The sequence below is a fragment of the Umezawaea sp. genome (genome assembly GCF_036375055.1).
In the GTDB taxonomy this organism is placed as follows: domain Bacteria; phylum Actinomycetota; class Actinomycetes; order Mycobacteriales; family Pseudonocardiaceae; genus Umezawaea.
The window spans coordinates 170,288-192,525 of record NZ_DASUSQ010000046.1 but is presented as its reverse complement, the minus strand read 5'-3'; the positions used below and the strand labels follow the sequence as shown (position 1 = coordinate 192,525).

At 74.1% G+C, this 22,238-nt stretch carries 15 protein-coding genes; 11 read left to right on the top strand and 4 right to left on the bottom strand.

Features of this window, described 5'->3' with window-relative positions; translation table 11 throughout:
* Window positions 1-178: 178 nt before the first annotated feature.
* The 6 genes from VFZ92_RS14150 (at window position 179) to VFZ92_RS14125 (ending at window position 9,686) form a co-directional block, all read left to right on the top strand.
* Window positions 179-1,903, top strand: coding sequence for a non-ribosomal peptide synthetase (locus tag VFZ92_RS14150; protein WP_330876360.1), 1,725 nt, complete (start codon window positions 179-181; stop codon window positions 1,901-1,903).
* Entirely contained in the window at window positions 1,900-3,549 is a 1,650-nt protein-coding gene (locus VFZ92_RS14145) for an AMP-binding protein (protein ID WP_330876359.1), read from the top strand. Before VFZ92_RS14150 ends, VFZ92_RS14145 begins: the two co-directional genes overlap by 4 nt.
* Entirely contained in the window at window positions 3,546-4,655 is a 1,110-nt protein-coding gene (locus tag VFZ92_RS14140; protein WP_330876358.1) for a condensation domain-containing protein, read from the top strand. Before VFZ92_RS14145 ends, VFZ92_RS14140 begins: the two co-directional genes overlap by 4 nt.
* On the top strand, window positions 4,646-5,653 hold the full coding sequence (locus VFZ92_RS14135; RefSeq protein WP_330876357.1) for a MupA/Atu3671 family FMN-dependent luciferase-like monooxygenase: 1,008 nt from the start codon (window positions 4,646-4,648) through the stop codon (window positions 5,651-5,653). Before VFZ92_RS14140 ends, VFZ92_RS14135 begins: the two co-directional genes overlap by 10 nt.
* A complete protein-coding gene (locus VFZ92_RS14130) occupies window positions 5,650-6,837 on the top strand; it encodes a cytochrome P450 (RefSeq protein ID WP_330876356.1) in 1,188 nt (395 codons plus the stop codon). The genes VFZ92_RS14135 and VFZ92_RS14130 overlap by 4 nt, the downstream gene beginning before the upstream one ends.
* Window positions 6,838-6,974: 137 nt before the next feature.
* A complete protein-coding gene (locus VFZ92_RS14125) occupies window positions 6,975-9,686 on the top strand; it encodes an XRE family transcriptional regulator (RefSeq protein ID WP_330876355.1) in 2,712 nt (903 codons plus the stop codon).
* Between the two features lie 103 nt (window positions 9,687-9,789).
* On the opposite strand, the gene VFZ92_RS14120 is transcribed toward VFZ92_RS14125, so the two are convergent.
* Entirely contained in the window at window positions 9,790-12,948 is a 3,159-nt protein-coding gene (locus VFZ92_RS14120; RefSeq protein WP_330876354.1) for a S8 family peptidase, read from the bottom strand.
* Between the two features lie 274 nt (window positions 12,949-13,222).
* Between VFZ92_RS14120 and VFZ92_RS14115 the strand changes: the two genes are divergently transcribed.
* Complete coding sequence (locus VFZ92_RS14115; RefSeq protein ID WP_330876353.1) at window positions 13,223-13,573, top strand: AQJ64_40280 family protein; 351 nt, start codon at window positions 13,223-13,225, stop codon at window positions 13,571-13,573.
* 16 nt (window positions 13,574-13,589) lie between these two features.
* On the opposite strand, the gene VFZ92_RS14110 is transcribed toward VFZ92_RS14115, so the two are convergent.
* Window positions 13,590-14,789 (bottom strand): serine/threonine-protein kinase, encoded by a 1,200-nt coding sequence (locus VFZ92_RS14110; protein WP_330876352.1) that lies wholly within the window; start codon window positions 14,787-14,789, stop codon window positions 13,590-13,592.
* Window positions 14,790-15,197: 408 nt separating this feature from the next.
* On the opposite strand from VFZ92_RS14110, the gene chvE reads away from it, so the two are divergent.
* Window positions 15,198-16,325, top strand: coding sequence for a multiple monosaccharide ABC transporter substrate-binding protein (chvE, locus tag VFZ92_RS14105; protein WP_330876351.1), 1,128 nt, complete (start codon window positions 15,198-15,200; stop codon window positions 16,323-16,325).
* 43 nt (window positions 16,326-16,368) lie between these two features.
* Here the strand turns inward: chvE and VFZ92_RS14100 are convergent, their stop codons facing one another.
* Complete coding sequence (locus VFZ92_RS14100; protein WP_330876350.1) at window positions 16,369-17,694, bottom strand: PHB depolymerase family esterase; 1,326 nt, start codon at window positions 17,692-17,694, stop codon at window positions 16,369-16,371.
* 238 nt (window positions 17,695-17,932) lie between these two features.
* Between VFZ92_RS14100 and VFZ92_RS14095 the strand changes: the two genes are divergently transcribed.
* The gene (locus VFZ92_RS14095; RefSeq protein WP_330876349.1) at window positions 17,933-18,913 is read left to right on the top strand and encodes a PaaX family transcriptional regulator C-terminal domain-containing protein; all 981 of its coding nucleotides are present in this window, start codon (window positions 17,933-17,935) and stop codon (window positions 18,911-18,913) included.
* Window positions 18,914-18,976: 63 nt separating this feature from the next.
* Here the strand turns inward: VFZ92_RS14095 and VFZ92_RS14090 are convergent, their stop codons facing one another.
* Window positions 18,977-20,158, bottom strand: coding sequence for a mandelate racemase/muconate lactonizing enzyme family protein (locus tag VFZ92_RS14090; RefSeq protein WP_330876348.1), 1,182 nt, complete (start codon window positions 20,156-20,158; stop codon window positions 18,977-18,979).
* 191 nt (window positions 20,159-20,349) lie between these two features.
* Here VFZ92_RS14090 and VFZ92_RS14085 point away from each other — a divergent pair, with 191 nt between their 5' ends.
* Together VFZ92_RS14085 and VFZ92_RS14080 are read left to right on the top strand one after the other, a co-directional pair.
* Entirely contained in the window at window positions 20,350-21,138 is a 789-nt protein-coding gene (locus VFZ92_RS14085; RefSeq protein ID WP_330876347.1) for a FadR/GntR family transcriptional regulator, read from the top strand.
* Between the two features lie 217 nt (window positions 21,139-21,355).
* Window positions 21,356-22,207, top strand: coding sequence for an amidohydrolase family protein (locus VFZ92_RS14080; protein ID WP_330876346.1), 852 nt, complete (start codon window positions 21,356-21,358; stop codon window positions 22,205-22,207).
* The last annotated feature ends 31 nt before the right edge of the window (window positions 22,208-22,238 follow it).

Here is a 22,238-nt window from a genome sequence, read left to right as displayed (position 1 = left end):
GGCAGCACCGGAACGTGCTCCGGTCGCCACCGCCCCCACCGGGGCTGGGGTGGGCCGCGATGGCGGATCCGGGGTGGGCGGTGGCCGACCCGCTGAGACGGGGACTTGCTCGCTCGCACGGCCGTGGGTGAAGGTCCCTGCCGGGTGTGGTGATCGAACCGAGGGGAGAGGAGCACCGGTGGATCTGGACGCACTTCCCGCCCGCGGTTCGCTCTGCGACGTCGTGGCGGGCCTGGCTCGGCGCGCGCCGGATGACGTCGCGGTGGCCGACGCCGCCTCGACGGTGACCTACCGCGAGTTGGACCGCAGGACCGACGGCCTCGCGGCGGCGCTGCGGGCGGAAGGCGTGCTGCCCGGTCACGTCGTCGCGCTCGTGGTCGACCGGGGGCTGGAGTACGTCGAAGCCGTGCTGGCGGTGTGGAAGGCGGGAGCGGCGTTCCTGCCGCTCTCCACCTCGTACCCGGAGACCTGGTCGTTGGCGCTCGTCGAACGGGCGGGCGTCACGGCGGTGCTCGGGGGGACCGCGGTCAGGCGGCTGCCCGGACCGCCCCACCTGGACCTCGCCCGCCTCGGCACGACGCCGGGCACCGGGGACCTGCCCCGATCCGCGCCGGAGGACCTCGCCTACGTGATGCCGACCTCGGGCACGACCGCCGAGCCGAAGCTCGTCCTGGTCGAGCACGCGGGCGTGCGGAACCTGGTCGACGTCCAGCGCGCGCACTTCCCGGACCTCGGGCCCGGCGCCCGCGTGCTCCAGTTCGCCTCCCCGGCGTTCGACGGCGCGGTGTTCGACCTGGTCATGGCGCTCGGGCACGGCGCCCGGCTCGACGTGCCGCCGCGGGAGGTCGTGGCGGGGGACGACCTCGCGACCACGCTGCTCGACCGCGGGGTGAGCCACGCCGTGCTGCCCGCCGCGGTGGTCCGGACGCTGCCCGAGCAGGACTACCCGGACCTGCGGGCCCTCGTCAGCGTGGGGGAGGTGTGCTCGCCGTCCACGGCGGCGAGGTGGCGGGACCGGGTGACCTTCGTCAACGGCTACGGGCCCACCGAGACCGCGGTGTGCGCGACCCTGCACACCGTGACCGCCGCCGACCCGGCCGCGCCCGAGGTGCCCATCGGTCGTGCCGTGGCCGGGACCACGGCGCTGGTGGTCGACGAGCACCTGCGACCCGTGGTCGACGGCGAGGTGGGGGAGATCGTGCTGGGAGGGCCGCACGTGGGCCGCGGCTACCTCGGTGACCCGGACCTGACCGGTCGGCGGTTCGTCGACAACCCGTTCGGCGCGGGGAGGCTGTACCTGACCGGGGATCTGGGCAGGCGCTCGCCCGACGGCGTGCTGACCTTCCTCGGCCGCGGTGACGACCAGCTCAAGGTGCGGGGTGTCCGGGTCGAACCGGGTGCCGTGGAGCACGCGCTGACCGCGCTGCCCCCGGTCCGCGAGGCGGTGGTGTCCGGGCGCGCCACGGACGAGGGCACGACCCGGCTGGTCGCGCACGTCGTGCTCGACGACGGCCCGCCGGTGACCGGAACCGCGATCCGGGTCGCGCTGGTCGGCGAGGTCCCGCGCCACCTGGTGCCGGACGAGGTGCACGTCGTGCCGCGGCTGCCCCTGACGGCCAACGGCAAGGTCGACCGCTCGCGCCTGCCCGTTCCCGCGACCGACGACGTCGCCCGCACCACGACCGAGCAGGCCGTGTCCCGGATCCTGGAAGGGCTACTCGGCGTGGACGGCGTCGGCGTGCACGAGCACATCCTCGACCTGGGCGGGCACTCGCTGATCGCCACCCAGCTCGTGGCGCGCTCGCGCGCGGCGTTCGGCGGGGTGGTGGACCTGAAGCTCGTGCTGGGACGGGGCACCGTCGCCGCCATCGCCGACGCGATCGACCGGGCGCGGGCCACGTGAGCGGCGCGACCGTCCCCGAGGTGCTGGAGGAGCGCGCCCGCGAGCCGGAACGCCCGGCGATCCGGCAGACCGACGGCACGTCGCTGACGTTCGGCGCGTGGCACGCCAGGGCGACCGGGTTCGCCCGCAGGCTGCGGGCCTCGGGAGTCGGCACGGGGGACCGGGTGGGCCTGCTGTTCGGCGAGGACGAGTGGACCGACCACGCGGTGGCGTTCTGCGCCGTGCTGATCGCGGGCGCGACGGCGGTCCCCCTCTCCACGCGCCTCCCGGACACCCTGAGGAACGACCTGCTGGCCCGCTGCGAGGCGCGGACGCTGGTCCACGGCAGGACGGCGGTGGCGTTCGCGGGCGGCACGACGACGGAGGCGACCGACGGGCCCGTCGCGGGGTTGGACGTCGTCTCGCCCGAGGCGCCCGCCCAGGTCCTGTTCACCTCCGGCACCGACGGGAGCCCCAAGGGCGTGGTGGCCACCCACGCCAACCTCACCCACGGCTACGCGCCGCGGCGGCTGCGGGGGCGCCCGCGGTACTTCGCCCACGCCTTCCCGATCGGCACGAACGCGGGCCAGACGATGCTGCTCAACGCCCTGACCGCCGAAGCGACGGCGCTGGTGGCGCGGCACCCGGACGTGGAGGAGCTGTGCGCCGCCGTCGAGCGGTACCGCGCGGACTCGCTGTTCCTGGTGCCCGCGACCGCCGTCGAGCTGGTCAACTCCGCGGCGTGGTCGCGGTACGACCTCACGTCGTTGGCGCTGGTGGGGTCCACCGGGGCCGCGTTGCCGCCCTCGGTCGCGCTGGAACTGGCTCGTGCGCTGCCCGACGCCGCGCTGGTGAACTACTACAGCTCCACCGAGGCGGCTCCCGGCCACGTCGCGATGGCGTTCGACCCGACCAGGCCGACCGCGCTGGGCACGGGTGACGTGCGGGTGGTCGGGGAGGAGGTGTGGTTGCGCGCCCCGGTGGCGCCGCGAACCCCGCTGCACGACGACGGTTCCCCCGTCCCGGTCGACGGCTGGATCCGCACCGGGGACCTGGGGCGGATCGACGACGACGGGTACCTGCACCTGATCGACCGCGAGTCCGACGTGGTGAAGGTCGGCGGGCACCGGGTGTCCACGCTCGCGGTCGAGGCGGCGCTGCACGAGCACCCCGGTGTGCTGGACGCCGCGGTGCTCGGACTGCCCCACCCGAGGTCCGGCACGGTGCTCGCCGCCGCGGTCGTGACCGCGTCGGCGGACGTGGTCGAGGGGCTGCGGGTGTTCCTGGCCGAGCGGCTGTCCCCGGCGGAGGTGCCTTCGCGGCTGCTGCGGGTGGACCTGCTGCCGCGCAACACCGCGGGCAAGGTGGTCAAGCGCGACCTGGTGGGCCTGTTCGCCGTGGAGGCGGTGCTGCCGCTGGAATCGCCGGTGGAACGCGCCCTGGGACTGGTGTGGAGCACGCTCCTCGGCCTGCGCGAGGTGCGCGCCGACGACGACTTCCTCGCCCTGGGTGGAGATTCGCTGCTCACCCTGCGGCTGGCCAGGCTCTGCTCGGCGGAGTTCGACGTCGACCTCTCCGCCGCGGCCCTCTTCGCCACGCCGGTGCTGGCCGCGCAGGCCCGGTTGATCCTCGACCGCCTCTCCCCGCTGGACGCGCGGTGGAGGTGATCGGGCGACCCGCCACCACCGCGGAGGCGGGCGTCTGGTTCGTGGAGCAGGCGGGTGTCGCGGGCCTCGCCTACACCCTGGGCCTCACGGTCTCGTTCGGGCCCACCCTCGACGTCGACGCGCTCCTGTCGGCCTGTCGAGCGGTGCTCGACCGCCACCCGGTGCTGCGCGGCGCCATCGAGGACCGCGACGGACTGCCGTGGCTCGTGCCCGCGCGGGAGCAGCCCGAGGTGCGGCACGTCGAGCGCGTCTCGGTGGCGGAGGAGATGGCCGCGGGGTTCACCGTCCACACCGGACCGCTGTGCCGGTTCACGGTCGCCTCCGCTGAACGGCTGCTCGTGTTCACCGCCCACCACTCGGTGTTCGACGGGCACTCCAAGGACGTGCTCGTGCGGGACCTGGCCGCGTTCTACCGGAAGGCGCCGCCCGCCCCGCTGCCTGCCCCGGAGCCCCGACGGCCGCCGCTCGCGGCCGCACGGGAGTTCTGGCGGTCGCGTCCGCACCGCGCCGCGCGGTTCTCCGCCGCGCCGGGGCAGGGGTGGGCGGGTGTGCTGACCCGCGAGGCCTCGGCGAGGCTGGACGCGGTGGCGGAGGACCTGGGGGTGACGCGGTTCGAACTCCTGCTCTCGGTGTTCCGGTTCGTCGCGGGCGGTCTCGGTGACCTCACCATCGCCCTGTCCACCAGGACACCGGGCGAATCCGACCACGTAGGACTGTTCGTGAACGAACTCCCGTTGCCGTGCACGGTGCCGCACGACGTGCCCGTGACCGACCAGGTCCGCGCGGTGCGCCGGGACCTGCGCGCGCTCTACCCGTTCCGCGGCACGCCGTTGAGCGCGGCGGGTGCGCGGCCCTCGCTGTCTCCCACGGCGATCTCGATGAGCTACCGGCGCCGGGTCGAACCCCCGTCGTTCGCGGACTCGCGCGTGGACTGGACGACGTCGGCCGGGGTGGCCCGCAACCTCCTGCACCTGACCGTCGTCGACGGTCCCACGACGGTGGTGACGATGCTGCACCCCCGCGGGACCCGCGCACCCGTGGAGGAGTTCACCGAGGTGCTGCGCGACGCGATCGGCCTGAGCCCCGCGGAGCCCCCGTGGACCTGAGCCTGTTCTACTTCACCGCCGACGCGGGCGAACGGTCCACGGCGGACGCCTACCGGCTGCTGCTCGACGGCGCGAAGTTCGCCGACGACAACGGGTTCGACGCGGTGTGGACACCGGAGCGGCACTTCCACCCGTTCGGCGGCCCGTACCCCAACCCGTCCGTCACGAGTGCCGCCATCGCCGCGGTGACCACGCGGATCGGGATTCGCGCGGGGAGCGTCGTGCTGCCCCTGCACGACCCGCTGCGCGTGGCCGAGGAGTGGGCCGTGGTGGACCAGCTCTCCGGCGGCAGGGTTGGGCTGGCGTTCGCCTCGGGCTGGCACGCGGTCGACTTCGCCCTGGCGCCGCGGGCGTTCGAGCACCGGCGGCGGGACTTCGTCCGGCTGCTCGACGAGGTGCGCACGCTGTGGCGGGGCGGGACGGTGCGCCGGGTCGACGGGCGCGGAGCCGAGGTCGACCTGGCCGCCTACCCCCGCCCGGTGCGACCGGACCCGCCCGTCTGGATCACCAGCGCGGGCGACCCGGCCACGTTCGAGCTGGCGGGCGGGCTCGGGGCCAACGTGCTGACGCACCTGCTCAACCAGGAGGTGGACGACCTCGCGGCCAAGATCCAGCGCTACCGGACGGTTCGCGGCGCCGGGGGCAGGGTGACCCTCATGCTGCACGCGTTCGCAGGCCCGGACGACGCCACCGTGCGCGACGTCGTGCGCGAGCCGATGCGGCGGTACCTGCGGCGCTCGCTCGACCTGTCGGCCAGGGTGGTGGGCGGGGACCTCTCCGAGGACGACGTCGACTTCCTGGTCGACCGGGCGTTCGAGCGCTACCTCACCAGGGCTGGCCTCTTCGGCGGGCCCGCGACCTGCGCGGCCTTCCTCGACCGGCTCACCGGGATCGGTGTCGACGAGGTCGCCTGCCTGATCGACTTCGGTGTCGACACGACCACCACCCTGCACGCGCTGCCGCACCTGGCCGCCGTGCGAGAGAGGAGTTCCCGGTGAACGCCCCCGCTTTCCCGTTCCCCTCGGGCAACCGGCTGGCCCCGGCCCCGGAGTTCGCCGAGCGCCGGGAGACCTGCCCGTTCGGCACGGTCACCCTGCCCAGCGGGGACGAGGCGATCCTGCTGGTCCGGCACGAGGACGTCGCCGCTGCGGCGGCCGAGCCGAGGCTGTCGCGCAACCACGTCCTGCCCGACGCGCCGAGGAACAGCGCCGAGCCGAACTTCCTCTACGACCCCGAGCTGCTGATCAACCAGGCGGACGAGGCGCACGACCGCGTGCACCGGATCGCGACGCAGGCGCTGAACAACACCCGCGTCGCGAGGTACGTCCCGGTGGCCGAGCGGGTGGCCCGCACGCTGCTCGACGCGATGGGGCCGACCGCGGACCTGGTCGAGGAGTACTGCGCCACGCTCCCGCTGCTCACGATGTGCTCGCTGCTGGGCATCCCCGAGGCCGACGCGGATCGCGTCCGGCGCTGGTCGGGCGCCTACACCCTGGCCACCCCGGTGCCGCCCGAGCAGCGGGCCGACCTGGTGGCGGAGTTCACCGCGTACCTGCGCGAGGTCGTCGCCGCACCGCGCCCCGACGCTCCGCTGCTGCTCGACCTCGTGACGCCGCCGGACACCGACGCCCGGCTCGACCGGGACGAACTGGTCAGCATCGTGCGGCTCCTGGTGTCCGCCGGGGTCGAGGCGCCGAGCGGTGTGCTGGGCCGGTCCGTGCTCGCCCTGCTCAGCGACGACGCGGCGCACTGGACGGCGCTGGTCGGGAACAGGGAGGCCGTGCCCGCGGCCGTGGACGAACTGCTGCGCCACGTGCACATGGGCAACGTGGCCGCCCTCCGGGTGGCGACCGCCGAGGTCCGCCTGCCCTCGGGCACGGTCGCCAGGGGGCAGGCGGTGCTGCTGGCGTGGATCGCCGCACTGCACGACCCGGCCGCCTACGACGATCCCGACCTGTTCCTGGTGGACCGGCCCGCCCGCAAGAACATCGGGTTCGGGGGTGGACGGCACTACTGCCCCGGCGTCGGTCTCGCCCGAGCCCTGCTGGCGGTCGCCCTCGACGCCCTGCTGGACCGGGCGCCGGGACTGCGGCTCACCGTGCGACCGGACGAGATCGTCTTCGCCGAGCGCGACATCGGCACCCTCGTCACGTCGCTCCCCGTCCGGCTGGGGCCGCGGTAGCGGGCCGCGGCGGGTCGTGCGCCAGGGGCCGTTCCACCGCGCGCCGGTGGAGCCGTGTGCCGCGCTCGACTGGTCCGCACGGCGGCCGTCGTGCGTGATCCCCCTCCGGGAGGATCGAGGTGGAGGAGGGAGGAGCGGTGCCACGTCTGGAACGTCCGCTGGTCGGGGAGGACACGCCGGTCCTGCGGTTCGCCGAGGACCTGCGGCGGCTGCGGCGGGGCGCGGGGCTGCCGTCCTACCGGGAGTTGGGGCGTCTGGCCAACTACTCGCCCGCCGCGCTGTCGGAGGCCGTGGCCGGACGCAGGCTTCCCAGTCTGGCGGTGACGCGGGCGTTCGTCCGCGCGTGCGGGGGAGACGTCGAGCGGTGGACGGCCCGGTGGCGGGAACTGGCGGTCGAGGAGCCGGACCACGGGGACGCCCCCTACGTGGGGTTGGCTGCCTACCAGGTCGGTGACGCCGAACGCTTCTTCGGTCGTGAGGCGGACGTGGGCAGGGTGCTCGCGCTGGTGCGCGAACGACCGTTCGTCGGGCTGTTCGGCGCGTCCGGTGCGGGCAAGTCGTCCCTGCTGAGGGCGGGCCTGGCCGCGCGGTGGGGCGAGCACGTGGTGATCACGCCCGGTCCGGACCCGATCACCGAGCTGGCGGTGGCGCTCGCGGGTCGTCGGTCGGCGGTCGACGTGCGCGCCGAACTCGCCGCCGATCCCGAGCACCTGCGTGTGCTGCTGCGGCAGAGCGGGGACGGTCCGCTGCTGGTGGTCGACCAGTTCGAGGAGGTGTTCACGCTCTGCGGGGAGGCCGACCGGCGGTGGCTGGTGCGGGCGCTGACCCACGGCGCCGGGGCCGCCCGCGTCGTCATCGGGGTGCGCGCCGACTTCTGCGGCCACTGCGCGCGCCACCCCGAGCTGGTCGAGGCGCTGCACCGCTCGCAGGTGCTCGTCGGTCCGATGAGCGCCGAACAGGTCCGCCGCGCGGTCGTCGAACCCGCCGCCCTGCGGGGGGTCTCCCTGGAGAACTCGTTGGTGGCACGCCTGGTCGCCGACGTCGCGGGCGGGCCGGGCGCGCTGCCGCTGGCCTCGCACGTGCTGGTGGAGACGTGGCGGCGGCGGCGCGGCGCGGTGCTGACGCTCGCGGCCTACGAGGACGCGGGCGGTGTCGAGCACGCCCTGGCGCGCACCGCCGACGACGTCTACCACGCGTTGTCCGAGCAGGAGAGGCAGGCGGCACGGCAGGTGTTCCAGCGGCTGGTCGCCCCCGGTGACGGCACCGAGGACACCCGTCGCCGCGTCGTCCGCGCCGAACTCGACGCGGACGACGCCCTCCTGGACCGCCTCGCGGCGGCCCGGTTGGTGACCCTCGACCGCGACACCGTCGAGTTGACCCACGAGGCGCTGCTGCGGGCGTGGCCCAGGCTGGCGGGCTGGCTCGACGAGGACCGCGAAGCCCTGCGCGCCCACCGCGTGCTGACCGGCGCCGCCGACGCCTGGCGGGCCCACGACCGCGATCCCGACGTCCTGTACCGGGGCGTCCACCTCGACCAGGCGCGCCGCCTGGCACCCCGGCTCAACGCGGCCGAGCGCGAGTTCGTCGACGCGGGCGTGGCCGCCGAGCGCGACCGGGAGGCGCTGCGCAGGCGGGGCGTGCGCGGGTTGCGGCGACTCGTCGCCTGCCTCGCCGTGCTCGTCCTGCTGCTCGCGGTCACCGCCACCTACGCGGTCACCGCCCAGCGCGCCGCCACCCGTGAGCGCAACCAGGCGTTGTCGTCGCGCGCCGCCGACACCGCGCTGGGACAGCTGACCCGCCCGCGTGAGGCCGCCGCGCTCGCGCTGGCCGCGTACCGCGTGGCACCCACCACCCGCGCCCGCGACGCGCTCCTGCTCGCCCGCGCGGCGGGGACCGCGACCACCCTGGGCGACGGCTACACGCGGGTGCCCGACAGGGTCGCCGTGACCAACGAGACCGACGCCGAGTACACGAGGGTGGCCTTCTACCGCCTCTGGGTCGGGGAGGGGGCGGACCGGCGGCGGGCGGGCCGGATCGAGGTGCCGCGCGACGGGTACCTGTACCTGCTCAGCTCCGACGGGCGCACCGCGCTCACGATGATCGGCGCCGACGAGTTCGAGGTCTGGGACCTCGGCGACCCCGACGCGCCGCGCCGGACCGCCACCATGACGGGCTGGCCGCTGCCCCTGGGCGTCGACGGGGCGGGCACCCTCATGGCCGCCGTCGAGGACGGCGCGGCGGTGCGCTGGCGGCCCGGCGACACCACCAGGGTCCGCCTGCCGGGTGGCGGCGTGGAGAGCGCCGTGCCGTTGGAGGACGGCACCGGCGTGGTCGTCGTGCGCCGCGACGGCGACCGCCGCGAGGTGGAGGTGCGTTCCCTGGACGGGCGGACGACCCCGGTCCTCAGCCGCGAGGCCCGGCTCGCCGTGGTAGCCGGGCCAGGGGGCAGGCTCGCCGTGTCCGACCGCGACAGCGGGCACGTCACCGTTCTCGACCTCGCGGACGGGCCCAGGACCCTCGTGGAGGCGGACGGGGTTCCGGAGCAGGCGGTGGTCGAGTTCTCCCGCGACGGCGGGACCGTCACCGCCGTGCACCGCGACTCGGTGCGGCTGTGGGACCTCGACGGCGGCCGGGAACCGCTGTCGCTGCGGGTGCCGGGAGCGGAGTTCGCCTACGCGCGGCACGAGCCCGGCAGCGGTGAGCTGCTGCTGGTGGCCACGCGCGGCGGGGCGCTGTGGCGGCTCGCGGTGGAGGTCGACCCGGTGATCCGCGAGGTGTGCGCCGACCCGGCCGCCGTCGACTGGGAGGCGCACTTCCCCGGCGTGCCGCGACGACCGCTGTGCCCGTGATGACCGTTGTGGCCGTGGCGACCGTTGTGGCCGTGGCGACCGCTGTCCCCGTCATGGCGCCGGGCGGAGCCCCTTCGCCCCGCCCGGCGCCCTTCGCGGGCCGTCAGCCGAGCCGGTACGCCCGGATCACGGTCTGGTCCAGTTCGCCGCCCCGGTCGTCGGACGCGCGCACCCGCAGCGAGACGAACGTCCCCGCGCCCGCCCGGTTGCCCACCAGCGCCGTGCGCCCCAGGACCGGGACGCTCGTCCAGCTCGCCCCGTCGTCGTGGGAGACCTCGACGCGGAAGTCGTGCAACGGCGGGTTGTCCACGCCCGGCTGCTGGTCCACCACGAGCGGCACGCTCAGCGGACGGTTCGCCGGTGCGCCGCCCGTGCGGTCCAGCACCGGCGTGAACCGCACCACCGACATCGGCAGCCGCCGTTCACCGGGTGTCGTGGTCGAGCGGAACGTCCAGTCCACCGCGACGTGCGTGCTGAGGTCCGAGACCTCCGTCGACCGCGTCGCCTCGGCGCGTGCCCGGAGCACACCCGGTCCCGGTGGAACGGTGAACACCCCGAACCCGGCGCTGTCGTTCTCACCCACCAGCACCCCGTCGCGGTACAGGGCCGTCCGCGCGGAGGTGACGGGGGAGTAGCCCTGGTTGCCCTCGCGGTCGCCGAACGGCGACAGCGACACCTCGACCTCGTCGCCGGTGCGGGTCAGGCTGGGGGAGCCGTCGTTGTACATCACCGGTCCGACGACGGGCGCGCCGAAGGAGCGTTCGTGGGTCCGGCCCGCGCGGTACCGCTCCTGCTTCCCGACCATGAACGTCCCTCCTCCGGAGAACAACGGGAGCCAGGCGGTGCCCGGTGTCGCGTACCTCGTCACGGTGCGGGTGGGGGGCACGTCCGTCAGGAGGACGGGACCGAGCGCCCCGGACCGGGACACCAGGACGTCCATGACGGTCTGCTGCTGCCCCCGCGGTTCCAGGGCGATCGTGGTGCGCACCTCCGCCAGGTCCGATCCGCGCGGCCTGCGCACGAACCCGTCGGGCACCCGGCCCTGCTCGGTCCACCCCAGGACGTAGGACGCGGACGGACCGGTGAGCTCCGCGGTCACGAACACGTCCAGTTCGCCTGCGGGCAGCGGTGGTCCGGCGTGGCCGACCCGCGTTCCCCCAGGGAAGCGGCCGGGGTACACGACGGTCAGGTCCGTGCTGCTCCCGCCGAGCCTGCGCGCGACCACCAGGCGGTGCGGACCGGCCACCGCGGCCGGATCGGGCGCGACCACCTCCAGCGGCCCCGCCGAGCGCGCGTCCAGGACCACGTGCGTCGGTCCGGCCACCCGCAGGTCCGGTCTGGTGATGATGGTGTGCGGGCCCTCCTGCGGGCCCAGCAGCACCTGCGCCAGGTAGTCGCCCCCCGGCAGCCGCGCGGAGCCGGCCCGCAGGTAGGTGGACGCGCCGGTGGCCACGTTCGTCACGACCGTGGACGTTCCACCGCCGGGCGCGCCGGGGAAGTCGAAGGTGACGGGGTAGCTCTCCACCTCGCGGTTCATCCCGACCGGTGTCCGCAGCACCTCCGCGCCGCCCGTGGTGGCCACCACCGACCCCGAGTACACGCCGTCCACGGGTCCCCGCCGCGCGTCACCGGTCACGGCGACCTCGGCCGTGCCGCCCGCAGGGACGGTGATCCTGGCCGGGGACACCGAGAACACCGGGTGTTCCGCGCCGTCCGGACCACGCGTCCGAACCGACAGGTCCAGCGCGGCCGGTTGGGCGCTGTCGTTGCGGTAGAGCAGGGGTGCCACCACGGGCACGTCGTCGTCGTGAGGCCACTCCTGGAGGCCGAGGGCGACCGACGCCGGTTCGCTGGTGATCGTCGTGGACAGGGCGGCGGCGACGTCCAGCCTGCCGGAGCCCTGCTCGAAGACGCCCAGGCCCCGGTTCGGCCGCGCGGAGGCGGTCAGCGCCGACTTGAGCCGCGCGCCGTTCCAGTCCGGGTGCCGCTGCGCCAGCAGCGCCGCGGCGCCCGCGACGTGCGGGGAGGACATCGACGTGCCGGACAGGCTGGTGTGCTCCTGGTCGGCGGGCAGGCCGGGTATCCAGCCGGTGCTCGCCCTGGCCGCGACGACGTCCACACCCGGCGCGGTGATGTCGGGTTTGACCGCGCCGTCCGGCACCCTCGGGCCACGGCTGGAGAACTCGGCGAGCGAGTCGTCGCGGTCCACCGCGCCGACCGTGAGCGCCGAGCCTGCGGTGCCGGGGGACATCACGGTGCCCGCGCCCCCTCGCCCCGAGTTGCCCGCCGAGACGACGAACAGCGTGCCGTGGCTCGCCGACAGGGCGTCCACGGCCGCCTCGACCGGGTCGACGTCGTCGGTGGGGGTCAGGCCGAGGCTGACGTTGACCACGTCCGCGCCCTGCTCCGCGGCCCACCGCATCCCCTCGATGATGACCGACTCCGGGCACGACCCCTCGGCGTCGCAGACCTTGGCGTCGAGCAGCCGGGCGTCCGGAGCGACGCCCCGGTAGGGCGCGCGGTGGCTCGCGATCGTGGCCGCGACGTGCGTGCCGTGGCCGTAGTGGTCGACCCCGTCCTGCTCGTGGGTGAAGTCGCGCTCGGCGACCTCGCGCCCGACCAGGTCGGGGTGATCTCCCTGCACGCCGGTGTCGACCACCCCGACCGTCGCGCCCGCGCCCGTCAGCCCCGCCGCCCACGCCGCCGGAGCGCCGACCTGGGCGGTGCTGCGGTCCAGCAGCGGGCGGGCGACCCCGTCCAGCCACACCTTGCCGGTGCCCTCGGGCAGCTCCCGCCACCCGGTCGCCTTCGGCACCTCGGCCGCCACCGCGTCCACGGTCGGCAGCGCCTCGGCCGCCACCGCGCCCGACGGCGGACCGCCGCCGGTGACGATCACCGGAACCGTGTCGCGCCGCGCGTCGTCGTACCCGGCCTCGACCAGCCCGGTGACGTCGAACAGCCGCTGGTCCACCCGTCCCCCGGCCAGCTTCCCCGCCACGTCGGAGGGGACGACGCGCACGCGGCCCGCGTGCCGGGTGACCTGGAACGAGATGCCGTCCCGGTGGGCGCCTGGGGTGGCCGAGACGAGCCGGTCGCCGTCGAGGACGACCTCGTCGCCGGTGACGAGCGTGACGGTCTTGGGAGCACTCGCCCGCACGGTGCTCGTCGTGCCCGGTGCGGTCCTGTCCGGAGCCGCGTGCGCGGGGGCCGCCGCCCCCGCCAGTGCGGAGGCCAGCACCAGCGCGACCGCTCTTCGTGCCACGGGGATCTCCTCGTCGTCGGGGAACCCGTGCCGAGGACGGTGGACGCGACACGGGGTTCCCGAGTCAAGCGGCGGAGCGGGTGTTCAGGTTCGTCGCCGGTGCGCTGAACAACGTTTTGTGGTCACCGCCGCGGCGAAGGGAGCAGTCGTGGCGCGCCGTTCGGACGAGACGGGGGTGAACCGAGGGGGATCCCTGATGCGGAGGGCCGTCGGATCGGGTTCGGTTGGCGCTGACGAACGCCCCCGACGAGAGAGCGCGGTTCACGTGGAGATGATGATCGACTGGATCCCGGCGGACGAGCGACTGCCCTTCGACGGCGCGGGCGTCGTCGCGGCCGTCACCGGTCGCTACCCCGCCGAACCCGGCGCGGACCCGGTGACGGGTCCGGAGTTCTGGATCGTGCTCCCGATGTACTTCCGCGACGTCCATCCCGTGGAGGAGACGGGGGAGGTCGTCCTGAACTGCTTCGTCGACTCCGACCGGGTGCTCCGCCGCCCGCCCGGCGGGGGGACCGACGAGGTGGTGACGCACTGGGCCTACTGGCCGAACCTGCCCGGCACCGACGTGCGGAAGATCGTCGGCGAGGGTGTCGGCCCCGCCCTTCGCGCCGTGTCCGACCAGTAGGCGGGCGAGGACCCGGTCAGGGTTTGCCCTTGTGCGCGGCGCCGGGAGGAGCGGGCTTCTCGCCCTTGCCCGGTCCGTTCCCCTGACCGGGGCCCGGACCCGCGGCCTGCTCGGGCCTCTGCTGCCGCACGGGCGCCTGAGCGGGGGCCTGGGCGGGCGCCTGCGCGGGTTCGACCACGTCGTGGGTCGGCTGGGGCGTGCTGGGGATCGCGACGAGTTGTGCCGGGGTGTCCGTCACCGCAGGCGTCGACACGGTGGACGGGACCTGCTGGACGACGGCGGCACCGGGGGAGTCGGACGCTGGTGCGGTCGGACCGGAGGCGAGGGCGCAGCCGACGCCGATGGCTCCCAGCAGACCCGCGGCGGACGCGATCAGCGCCCTCCCGCGCGGCAGCGGCGGGACGGCCGACACGGCGGTGGGCCGTTCGGCGCGGAGGGCTTCCGCGCAGTGCCGGGCGGTGGGGCGGTCGTCGGGGGACCGCGACGTCATCAGCGTCAGCAGCCGCACGAGGTCGGCGGGCAGGTGCTCCGGGACCACCGGGGACCGGTGCAGGCGGGACACGATGGTCTCGACGTCGCTGCCGGTGTACTCGCACCGGCCGGTCAGGCACTCCAGCAGCACCAGCCCGAGGGCGTAGACGTCGGCGGCGGAGTCGACCTCGGCGCCGCGCACCTGCTCCGGGGCCAGGTAGGCGGCGGTGCCGACGATCAGGCCGGTGCGGGTGAGCCGCGTGCTGCCGACCGAGTGGGCCAGCCCGAAGTCGGCGAGGTACGGCGTGCCGTCGTCGTCGAGCAGGATGTTGGAGGGCTTGACGTCGCGGTGGACCACACCGCGGGCGTGCACGTGGGCGAGGGCGTCGGCCACGGCGGCCCCCGTCGACCTGACCTCGTCCACGGGCAGCGGACCGTTGGCCATGCGGTTGCGCAGCGTGGGTCCGTCGACCAGGCGCAGCACGACGAACGACGTCCCCGCCCACACGCCTGCGTCGTAGACGGACACCAGACCGGGGTGGGACAGGCCCGCCAGGGTGCGGACCTCGTTGTCGAACCGGCGGACGTTGTCGAGGTCGGCGGTCGCCGTGAACAGCTTGACGGCCACGGGTCGCCGCAGCCGGGTGTCCCAGGCCCGGTGCACCACGGCCATGCCGCCCGCCCCGATCACCTCGGCCAGTTCGTACCGGTCGGCGAGCAACTCGCCGTTCTCGGGCAGCGGCACGGCCCACACCTCTCGTCGCGACCGGGACAGGCCCGGATTCCCCGCTCACGGGAGGCGCAAACCGCTGTCGGGCGACCTGGTGCCGGGACACCCGGCGAGCGCCGGTCCGTCTCCGGGGGAGCGTCCACCCCGGACCACCGGGCACGGGGGTCCGCGCGCGACTCGTCGCCCGAGGCGCGATCCGGTTCGGTCGCCGTTGAGACGGACTCCTTCCGACGACCTGGATGTTAGCGATAACATCGGCGGTGGCGACCCGTGCGGACCACGGTGTCACGTCAAGACGACCGATTCCCTGGCACGCACGCGGTTCGAGTCGGCGACGTCGTCGGTCGACTCCTCGAAAGCTCCGCGGCGGTGCGCACGTGCTGGAGGCCGACGACAGGACGTTCCGAACCCCTGGAGGGAACGATGGAGTTCACCCGTGCCGCCGCGATGGGTGGCGCTCTGGCGCTCACCGCGGCGCTGTGCGCCTGCGGCTCGTCGACCAAGACGGTCGACCAGACGGTCGAGGCCGGGCCCGGTTCCGGGTCTCTGGTCGGCGTGACCATGCCGACCAAGTCGTCCGAGCGGTGGATCCACGACGGCGACAACATCAAGGCGGCGCTGGAGGAGCAGGGCTACCAGGTCGACCTCCAGTACGCCCAGGACGACATCCCGACGCAGGCCAACCAGATCGAGAACCAGATCACCAAGGGCGCCAAGGTGCTCATCGTGGCCTCGATCGACGGCAAGGCGCTCACCACGCAGATCCAGCAGGCGGCGGACAAGGGGATCCCGGTGATCTCCTACGACCGGCTGATCCTCAACAGCCCCGACGTCGACTACTACGCCACCTTCGACAACTTCAAGGTCGGTGTCCAGCAAGCCCTTTCCCTGCTGACCGGCTTGGGGCTGAAGAAGGCCGACGGCTCGGACGGCGACGCCAGGGGGCCGTTCAACGTCGAGCTGTTCGCGGGGTCGCCGGACGACAACAACGCGACGTTCTTCTTCAACGGCGCCATGTCCGTGCTCCAGCCGTACCTCGACAACGGCACGCTGGTGGTCAAGAGCGGCCAGAAGGACTTCACCACGATCGCGATCCTGCGCTGGGACCCGGCCACGGCGCAGCGGCGCATGGAGGACGTCATCACCTCCAGCTACGGCGGCGGCGCGCTGGTCCAGGGCGTGCTCTCGCCGTTCGACGGCCTGTCCATCGGCATCCTGTCGGCGCTCAGGAGCAACGGCTACGGCAGCGGTGATCGGCCCTACCCGATCGTGACCGGTCAGGACGCCGAGGTCGCCTCGGTGAAGTCGATCGTGTCCGGTGAGCAGTACTCCACCATCTACAAGGACACGCGCCAGCTCGCCGACGTCGCGGCGAAGATGGCCGACGCCGTGCTCAAGGGCGAGAAGCCCGAGATCAACAACCCGACCGACTACGACAACGGCCAGAAGGTCGTGCCCACGTTCACCCTCCCCGTGGTCACCGTCGACAAGGCCAACTACCAGGAGGTCCTGATCGACTCCGGCTACTACACCGCCGACCAGATCAGGTAGTCGTCGCGGGCCGGGTCTCGGGTGAGACCCGGCCCGCGCCCGATCAGGCCGTGGAGCAGGCCGAGCCGTTGAGCGTGAAGGAGGAGGGCGTGGCGGTGGTTCCGTTGTGGGTCGCCTGGAAGCCGATGTCGACCGAGCCCCCCGCCGGGATCGTGGCGTTGTAGGAGGCGTTGCGCGCGGTGATCTGCCCGGTGGTCGGCGAGAAGGTCGCGTTCCAGCCGGAGGTGATGGACTGCCCGCTGGGCAGGGCGAACGCCAGCGACCAGCCGTTGATCGCGGTGCCGCCGGTGTTGGCGATGGTGATGCTCTCGGTCAGGCCGGAGTTCCAGGCGTTGACCTTGCTGGTGACCTTGCACGAACCGGTGCCCGGCTGCGTGGTGGTCGTCGTGGTCGTTGTCGTCGTGGTGGTGGTCGTGGTGGTGGGCTCGCCGGAGCCGGTGAGACCGAAGAAGGCGACGGCCTGCGCCGCCATGCCGGTGGACGGGAGGCTGTGCCCGGCGCCCTGGACGCTGTACGCCTCGACCTGCGTGGTGCCGGAGGTGTTGGCGTAGCGGCGCCGGTTCCAGCCGGGCTGCGGGGTGTCGGTGGACGTCGGCGTCTGGCTCAGGCCGAACACGTCGGTCCACTGCTCGATCGCTTCCTGGAGCAGCGAGTACGGCACGAGGGTGTCGTTGGTGCCGTGCCACAGCTGCACGCGCGGGCGTGGTCCGGTGTAGCCGGGGTTGGCCTGCCGCACCGAGTTGCCCCACTGCTGGGGTGTGCGGTTCGCGCCCCCGCCACCGGTGCACCGGCTGCTGCCGGGCGGGTAGTCGGCGGCGTTGGCGAAGCAGTCGAAGGGCACGCCCATGAACGCCGCCCCGGCCTTGAAGACGTCCGGGTACACGGCGAGCATGTGGTTGGTCATCATGCCGCCGGAGGACGACCCGGTGGCGAAGACCCGGTTCGGGTCGCCGCCGTAGCGCTGCTGGACGTAGGTCACCATCGAGATGATCGAGACCGGGTCGCTGCCGCCGCCGCGGCGCTTCGAGGCGGCGGACCAGGTGTCGAAGCACTTGCCGAACCCGGCTTCCTGCTGGGCGCTCGGGTAGATGACGACGAACCCGTGCCGATCGGCCAGCGAGGCGAACTCGCTGCCGGAGTAGAAACCGGGGCCGGAGCCGCCGCAGCCGTGCATGGCCACCACGATCGCCGGGTTGGCCGGTCGGGAATCCGGTGCGTAGACGTGCATCCGCATCCCGCCGGGGTTGTCGCCGAAGCTGGTGACCTCGGTCAACGACGCCGCGGACGCGGGAGCGGGTGCGGTGACGGCGAGACCGCCGACGGCCAGCGAGGTCACCGCGAGGAGCAGCAGACTGAGTTTGATCTTCATGTGCTTGTCCTTCGTTCCGCGCACGTCCGCCTGGGAACCCAGTGCGGCCGAACGGGAGGTCCACGGGTGGGGTGCCCCGGCAGGCACGAACTCCGGCTGGTCGAGTCGAAGACCATCGTGTGACACTTAGCCTGCCTGCCGGCCGAAAGACTGTCAATCAACCATTTCGACGGGCGCGTGCTCCACTCGGAGCCGATTACAGTCGTGGCACCCGCCCGCGACCCGTGCCGGAGCCGCCGTGACGAGCCCGTACGACATCGACGAGATCTTCCCGGACGACTCCGGACCGGTTCGGCTCCCGCGGCGGCAGTCGGGCAACTCGCCGCAGGGCCTGGCCGTGACCCTGCTGGCCGACTTCACGCTGTACACCCGCGCCTGGATCCCGTCCGCGGCCATCGTCGCCCTGCTCGCCGAGGCGGGCGTCAGCCACGCCGGAGCCCGCACCACCATCAGCCGCCTGTCCCGCCGCGGTGTGCTGGAGGGCAGCAAGCACGGGCGCAACAGCTCCTACCGGCTCACCTCGGCCGCGGCCCTCAACCTGGCCGTCGGCGGGCGCGCCATCGTCTCCGCCGCCACCGACACCGGCGCGTGGGACCGGACGTGGACCCTGGTCGCGTTCTCCCTGCCCCAGGACGAGGTCGCGCGGCGGCGGGAACTCCGCAGCCGGTTGCGCTGGCTCGGCTGCGCGCCGCTCTACGACGGCCTGTGGGTCTCGCCCCAGGACCTCACCGCGAAGGCCGAGGCGCAACTGGCCGACCTCACCTTCGGCGCGGTGACCGTCTTCCGCGCCCGGCACGTCGACCTCGGCGCCTCCACCGGCCGCGATCCGCTGGACGCCTGGGACACCACGGCCATCGCCCGGCAGTACGAGGCGTTCATCCAGCGGTGGAGCACGCTGCTGCCCGACGTCCGGACCTCGATCAGCGGGGTGGAGGCGGTCCGCGCCCGCACCGAGGTCATGGACACCTACCGCCGCCTGCCCATCCTCGACCCGCGGCTGCCCCTGGAGCTGCTCCCGCCGGACTGGCCGCGCCACGCCGCCCGCGACCTGTTCGCCGCCGTCTACGACGGCCTCGCCGCACCCGCCCAGGACCACGTCCGGGCCATCGTCGGCCGGTTCACCACCGACCCGCTCACCGGGGTCCGCGCCCACACCGTCGCCGACCTCCTCAGCGGCGCGGCGGGCGATCCGTGCGTCGACGGGGTGGGGAGGGGCTGACCGTCCTCGCCCGCACGGCCACCGGACGACGAGGACCTGCTTCGTCCTCCTGGACCGGCCGGGTCACGCGCCGAGGACGGCGCCCGCGGCTTCCCGGTCGACGTCGGCCGCGTGCAGGCGGTGCCCCGCGCGTTCGGGCCGGATGTGCGCCCCGCCGGACGTCGGGTGGGGGAGCAGGTGGGCCGCCGCGGCGATCGTCCCCTCGTCGACGCGGATGCCGAGGCCGGGACGGTCGCCGAGGACGAACGCCCCGTCCTCGACGTGGTGGTCGAGCGAGACGCCCAGCGCGGGCTCGATGTCCTGGAGTTCGCTGACCAGGTGGTTGGGCACCGACGTGGCGGCGTGCAGCAGGCCGACCGGGGTGCTGCCGACGGGGCTGACGGGCAGGTCGTGGGCGTGGGCGAGGGTGGCGACCCGGAGGAAGTGGGTGACGCCCCAGACCGCGGCCGTCTGGACGATGTCGACCGCTCCGGCCGTGATGAGCGGGCGGTGCTGTTCGAGGCCGGTGAGGTTCTCGCCGGTGGCGACCGAGGCGCGGATGCCGCGACCGGTGGCCGCGTGGCCCTCCACGTCCCAGCGCCGCACCGGTTCCTCGATCCAGGTCAGGTCGAGCGTCCGCTCGATCTCCGCGACGTGGCGGACCGCCTGCTTGCGCGTCCAGGTCTCGTTGGCGTCGAGCATCAGGCTCGGCCGGGTACCTCGGGCCGCCTCGGTGAGGATGTCGCGGACCAGGGCGAGGCGGTGGCGGTCGCGGTCGACGTCGAGGCCTCCCTTGACCTTCGCCGCCCGCAGGCCCCGGTCGGCGTAGGCGAGGTGGACCGCGGTGAACTCCTCGTCGTCCAGCCCGATGTCCAGGCCCGAGGCGTAGGCGGGCACCCGGCGGTCGCGACCGCCGAGCAGCCGCCACAGCGGTTCTCCGGCCGCCTGGGCCTTGATGTCCCACAGCGCGGTGTCCAGCGCGCCGATGGTGCCGAACACCGGGCCCGCGTGGCCCGCCTTGAACGTCCGGCGCAGCATCCGGTCGTAGAGCGCGGTCACGCAGCGCGGGTCCTCGCCCTCGATGGCGGCGAAGACGCTCTCGACCTCCACGTGCGGTCCGAGACCGACGCCGGTGAGGCCGGCGTCGGTCTCGACGACGACGATCGGCACCCGGACGCGGCCGTCGGCGTGCACGCCGTTGGCGTCGCCGATCGGTCGACCCCAGTCCTGGACCGTGGTGAGGAGCCGGTACCCGGTGATGCGCATGTCAGCCCTTCGGAGTGCTGCCCTCGCGGCGATGTGACGCCGACGTTGCCCAGCGCGGTGCGGCTCACCTCCGGAGACGGCCCGACGAACTACGGTGAACGTAATTCGTATGACGTATTACGTCAACGGGTCGGGGTGGCTAGACTCGCCGCCACGCCCGAACGCACCGGCTCGGGCACACCGGAGGAACGATGACGGCGCCAGGCCTCGACCCGATCGCGAGCCCACCGGTCGCCCCGAACTGGGCGCGGCGTCCCGCGAACCTGGCCACGGCGGTCACCGCCGAACTCGTGGCGCGCATCGTGCGCGGCGACCACCCCTCCGGCACGTCGCTGCCGCCGGAGCCCGCGCTGTGCGAGGCGTTCTCGGTGAGCAGGACCGTCGTCCGCGAAGCGGTGAAGGTGGTGCAGGCGAAGGGGATGGTCCAGGTGCGCCAGGGCGCGGGCACCGTGGTCGCCCCGCGGGCGCTGTGGAACACGCTCGACGAGGTCGTGCTCGGGGCCGTCGTCGCCGAGGACGAGACCCTGGGCGTCCTGGACGACGTGGTGGTCACCCGTCGACTGCTCGAATCGGACATGGCCGGGGTCGCGGCTCGCACCGCGGACCAGGACACCGTCGACGCGCTGCGCGCGCTCGTGGACCTGATGGACCGGCTGGTGGACGACCCGCTCGCCTACCGCGAGCAGGACCGGGCGTTCCACGACAGGATCATGCGGACGTCCGGCAACCGCATCGCCAGGGGCGTGGTGCGCGCGCTGGAGAGCCAGGTCGGCAACACGGCCCGCTACACGGGCAGGACCGACCCGGACCTCTGCGCGGAGTCCAACAGGGGGCACCGCCGCGTCTACGAGCGGATCGCGGCTCGCGACCCGGCAGGCGCCGCCGAGGCGATGTCGACCCACATCACCGAGGCGTGGCTCGTGCGCCGGGGCGGGGCGGGGGAGCCGGGCCGCCTGGAGCGCTGGTGCGGTGACCGCTGACCCCGTCGGGTGTCGCGCCGTTCGGGTGGAGCCGCGCGAGACCCGGTGGGATCGCGGTCACCGCACCAGCTCTTCGCGGCGCACCCGCTCGACGCGGAGGGTTCCGATGACACCGGCACGGTGGACGACGCCGAGGAACGGAGCGATCTGGCATGGGTGACTTCGACGGACCGGGCATCGACCGCCAGGGCGTCCGGCGGCAGCGGATCGGACAGGCGTGAGCGCGGCGCGCCGGATCGACGCGCACCACCACCTGTGGGACCTCGCCGCCCGGCCGCAGGAGTGGCTCGCGGGGCTGGAACCCCTCCACCGCGACTTCGGCGAGGCCGACCTGCGCGCGGCGACCGGCGCCGCGGGCATCGACGCCACGGTCCTGGTCCAGGTGCTGCCCGACGTCCGGGAGACGGTGGAGTTCCTCGCGCTGGCCGGGGAGTCCGACCTGGTCTCGGGGGTCGTGGGATGGGTCGACCTCACCTCGCCCGACGTCGCCGACCAGCTGGACGGGCTGCGGCGCGGACCCGGTGGCGGCAAGCTGGTGGGCGTCCGGCACCTGGTGGAGCCCGAGCCCGACCCGGAGTGGCTGACGCGTCCCGACGTGGTCGCCGGACTGCGGGCGGTGCGCGACGCCGGACTCGTCTACGACGTGCTGACCCGCCCGCACCAGTTGCCCGCGGTCGTGGCGGTGGCGAAGGCGTTGCCGGACCTGGTGTTCGTGCTGGACCACCTGTCCAAACCGGACATCGCGGGCCTCGTGCTCGAACCGTGGGCGGCCCGGCTGGCGGAGCTGGCCGCTCTGCGCAACGTGGCCGCGAAGGTGTCCGGGTTGGTGACCGAGGCGGGGCCGCACTGGACGGTGGACGACCTCCGGCCCTGGGTCGACGTCGCGCTGGAGGAGTTCGGGCCGTCCCGGTTGATGTTCGGCACCGACTGGCCGGTGTGCCTGCTCGCCGCGTCCTACGCCGAGGTGGTCGAGTCGGCCCGGCAGGTGACCGACGGCCTGAGCGCCGCCGAGCGCGACCAGGTCTTCGGCGGCACGGCCACCCGCGTCTACCGGTTGGGGGATCGATGACGGCGACCACCCCGCCTGGCCGGGGTTGGAA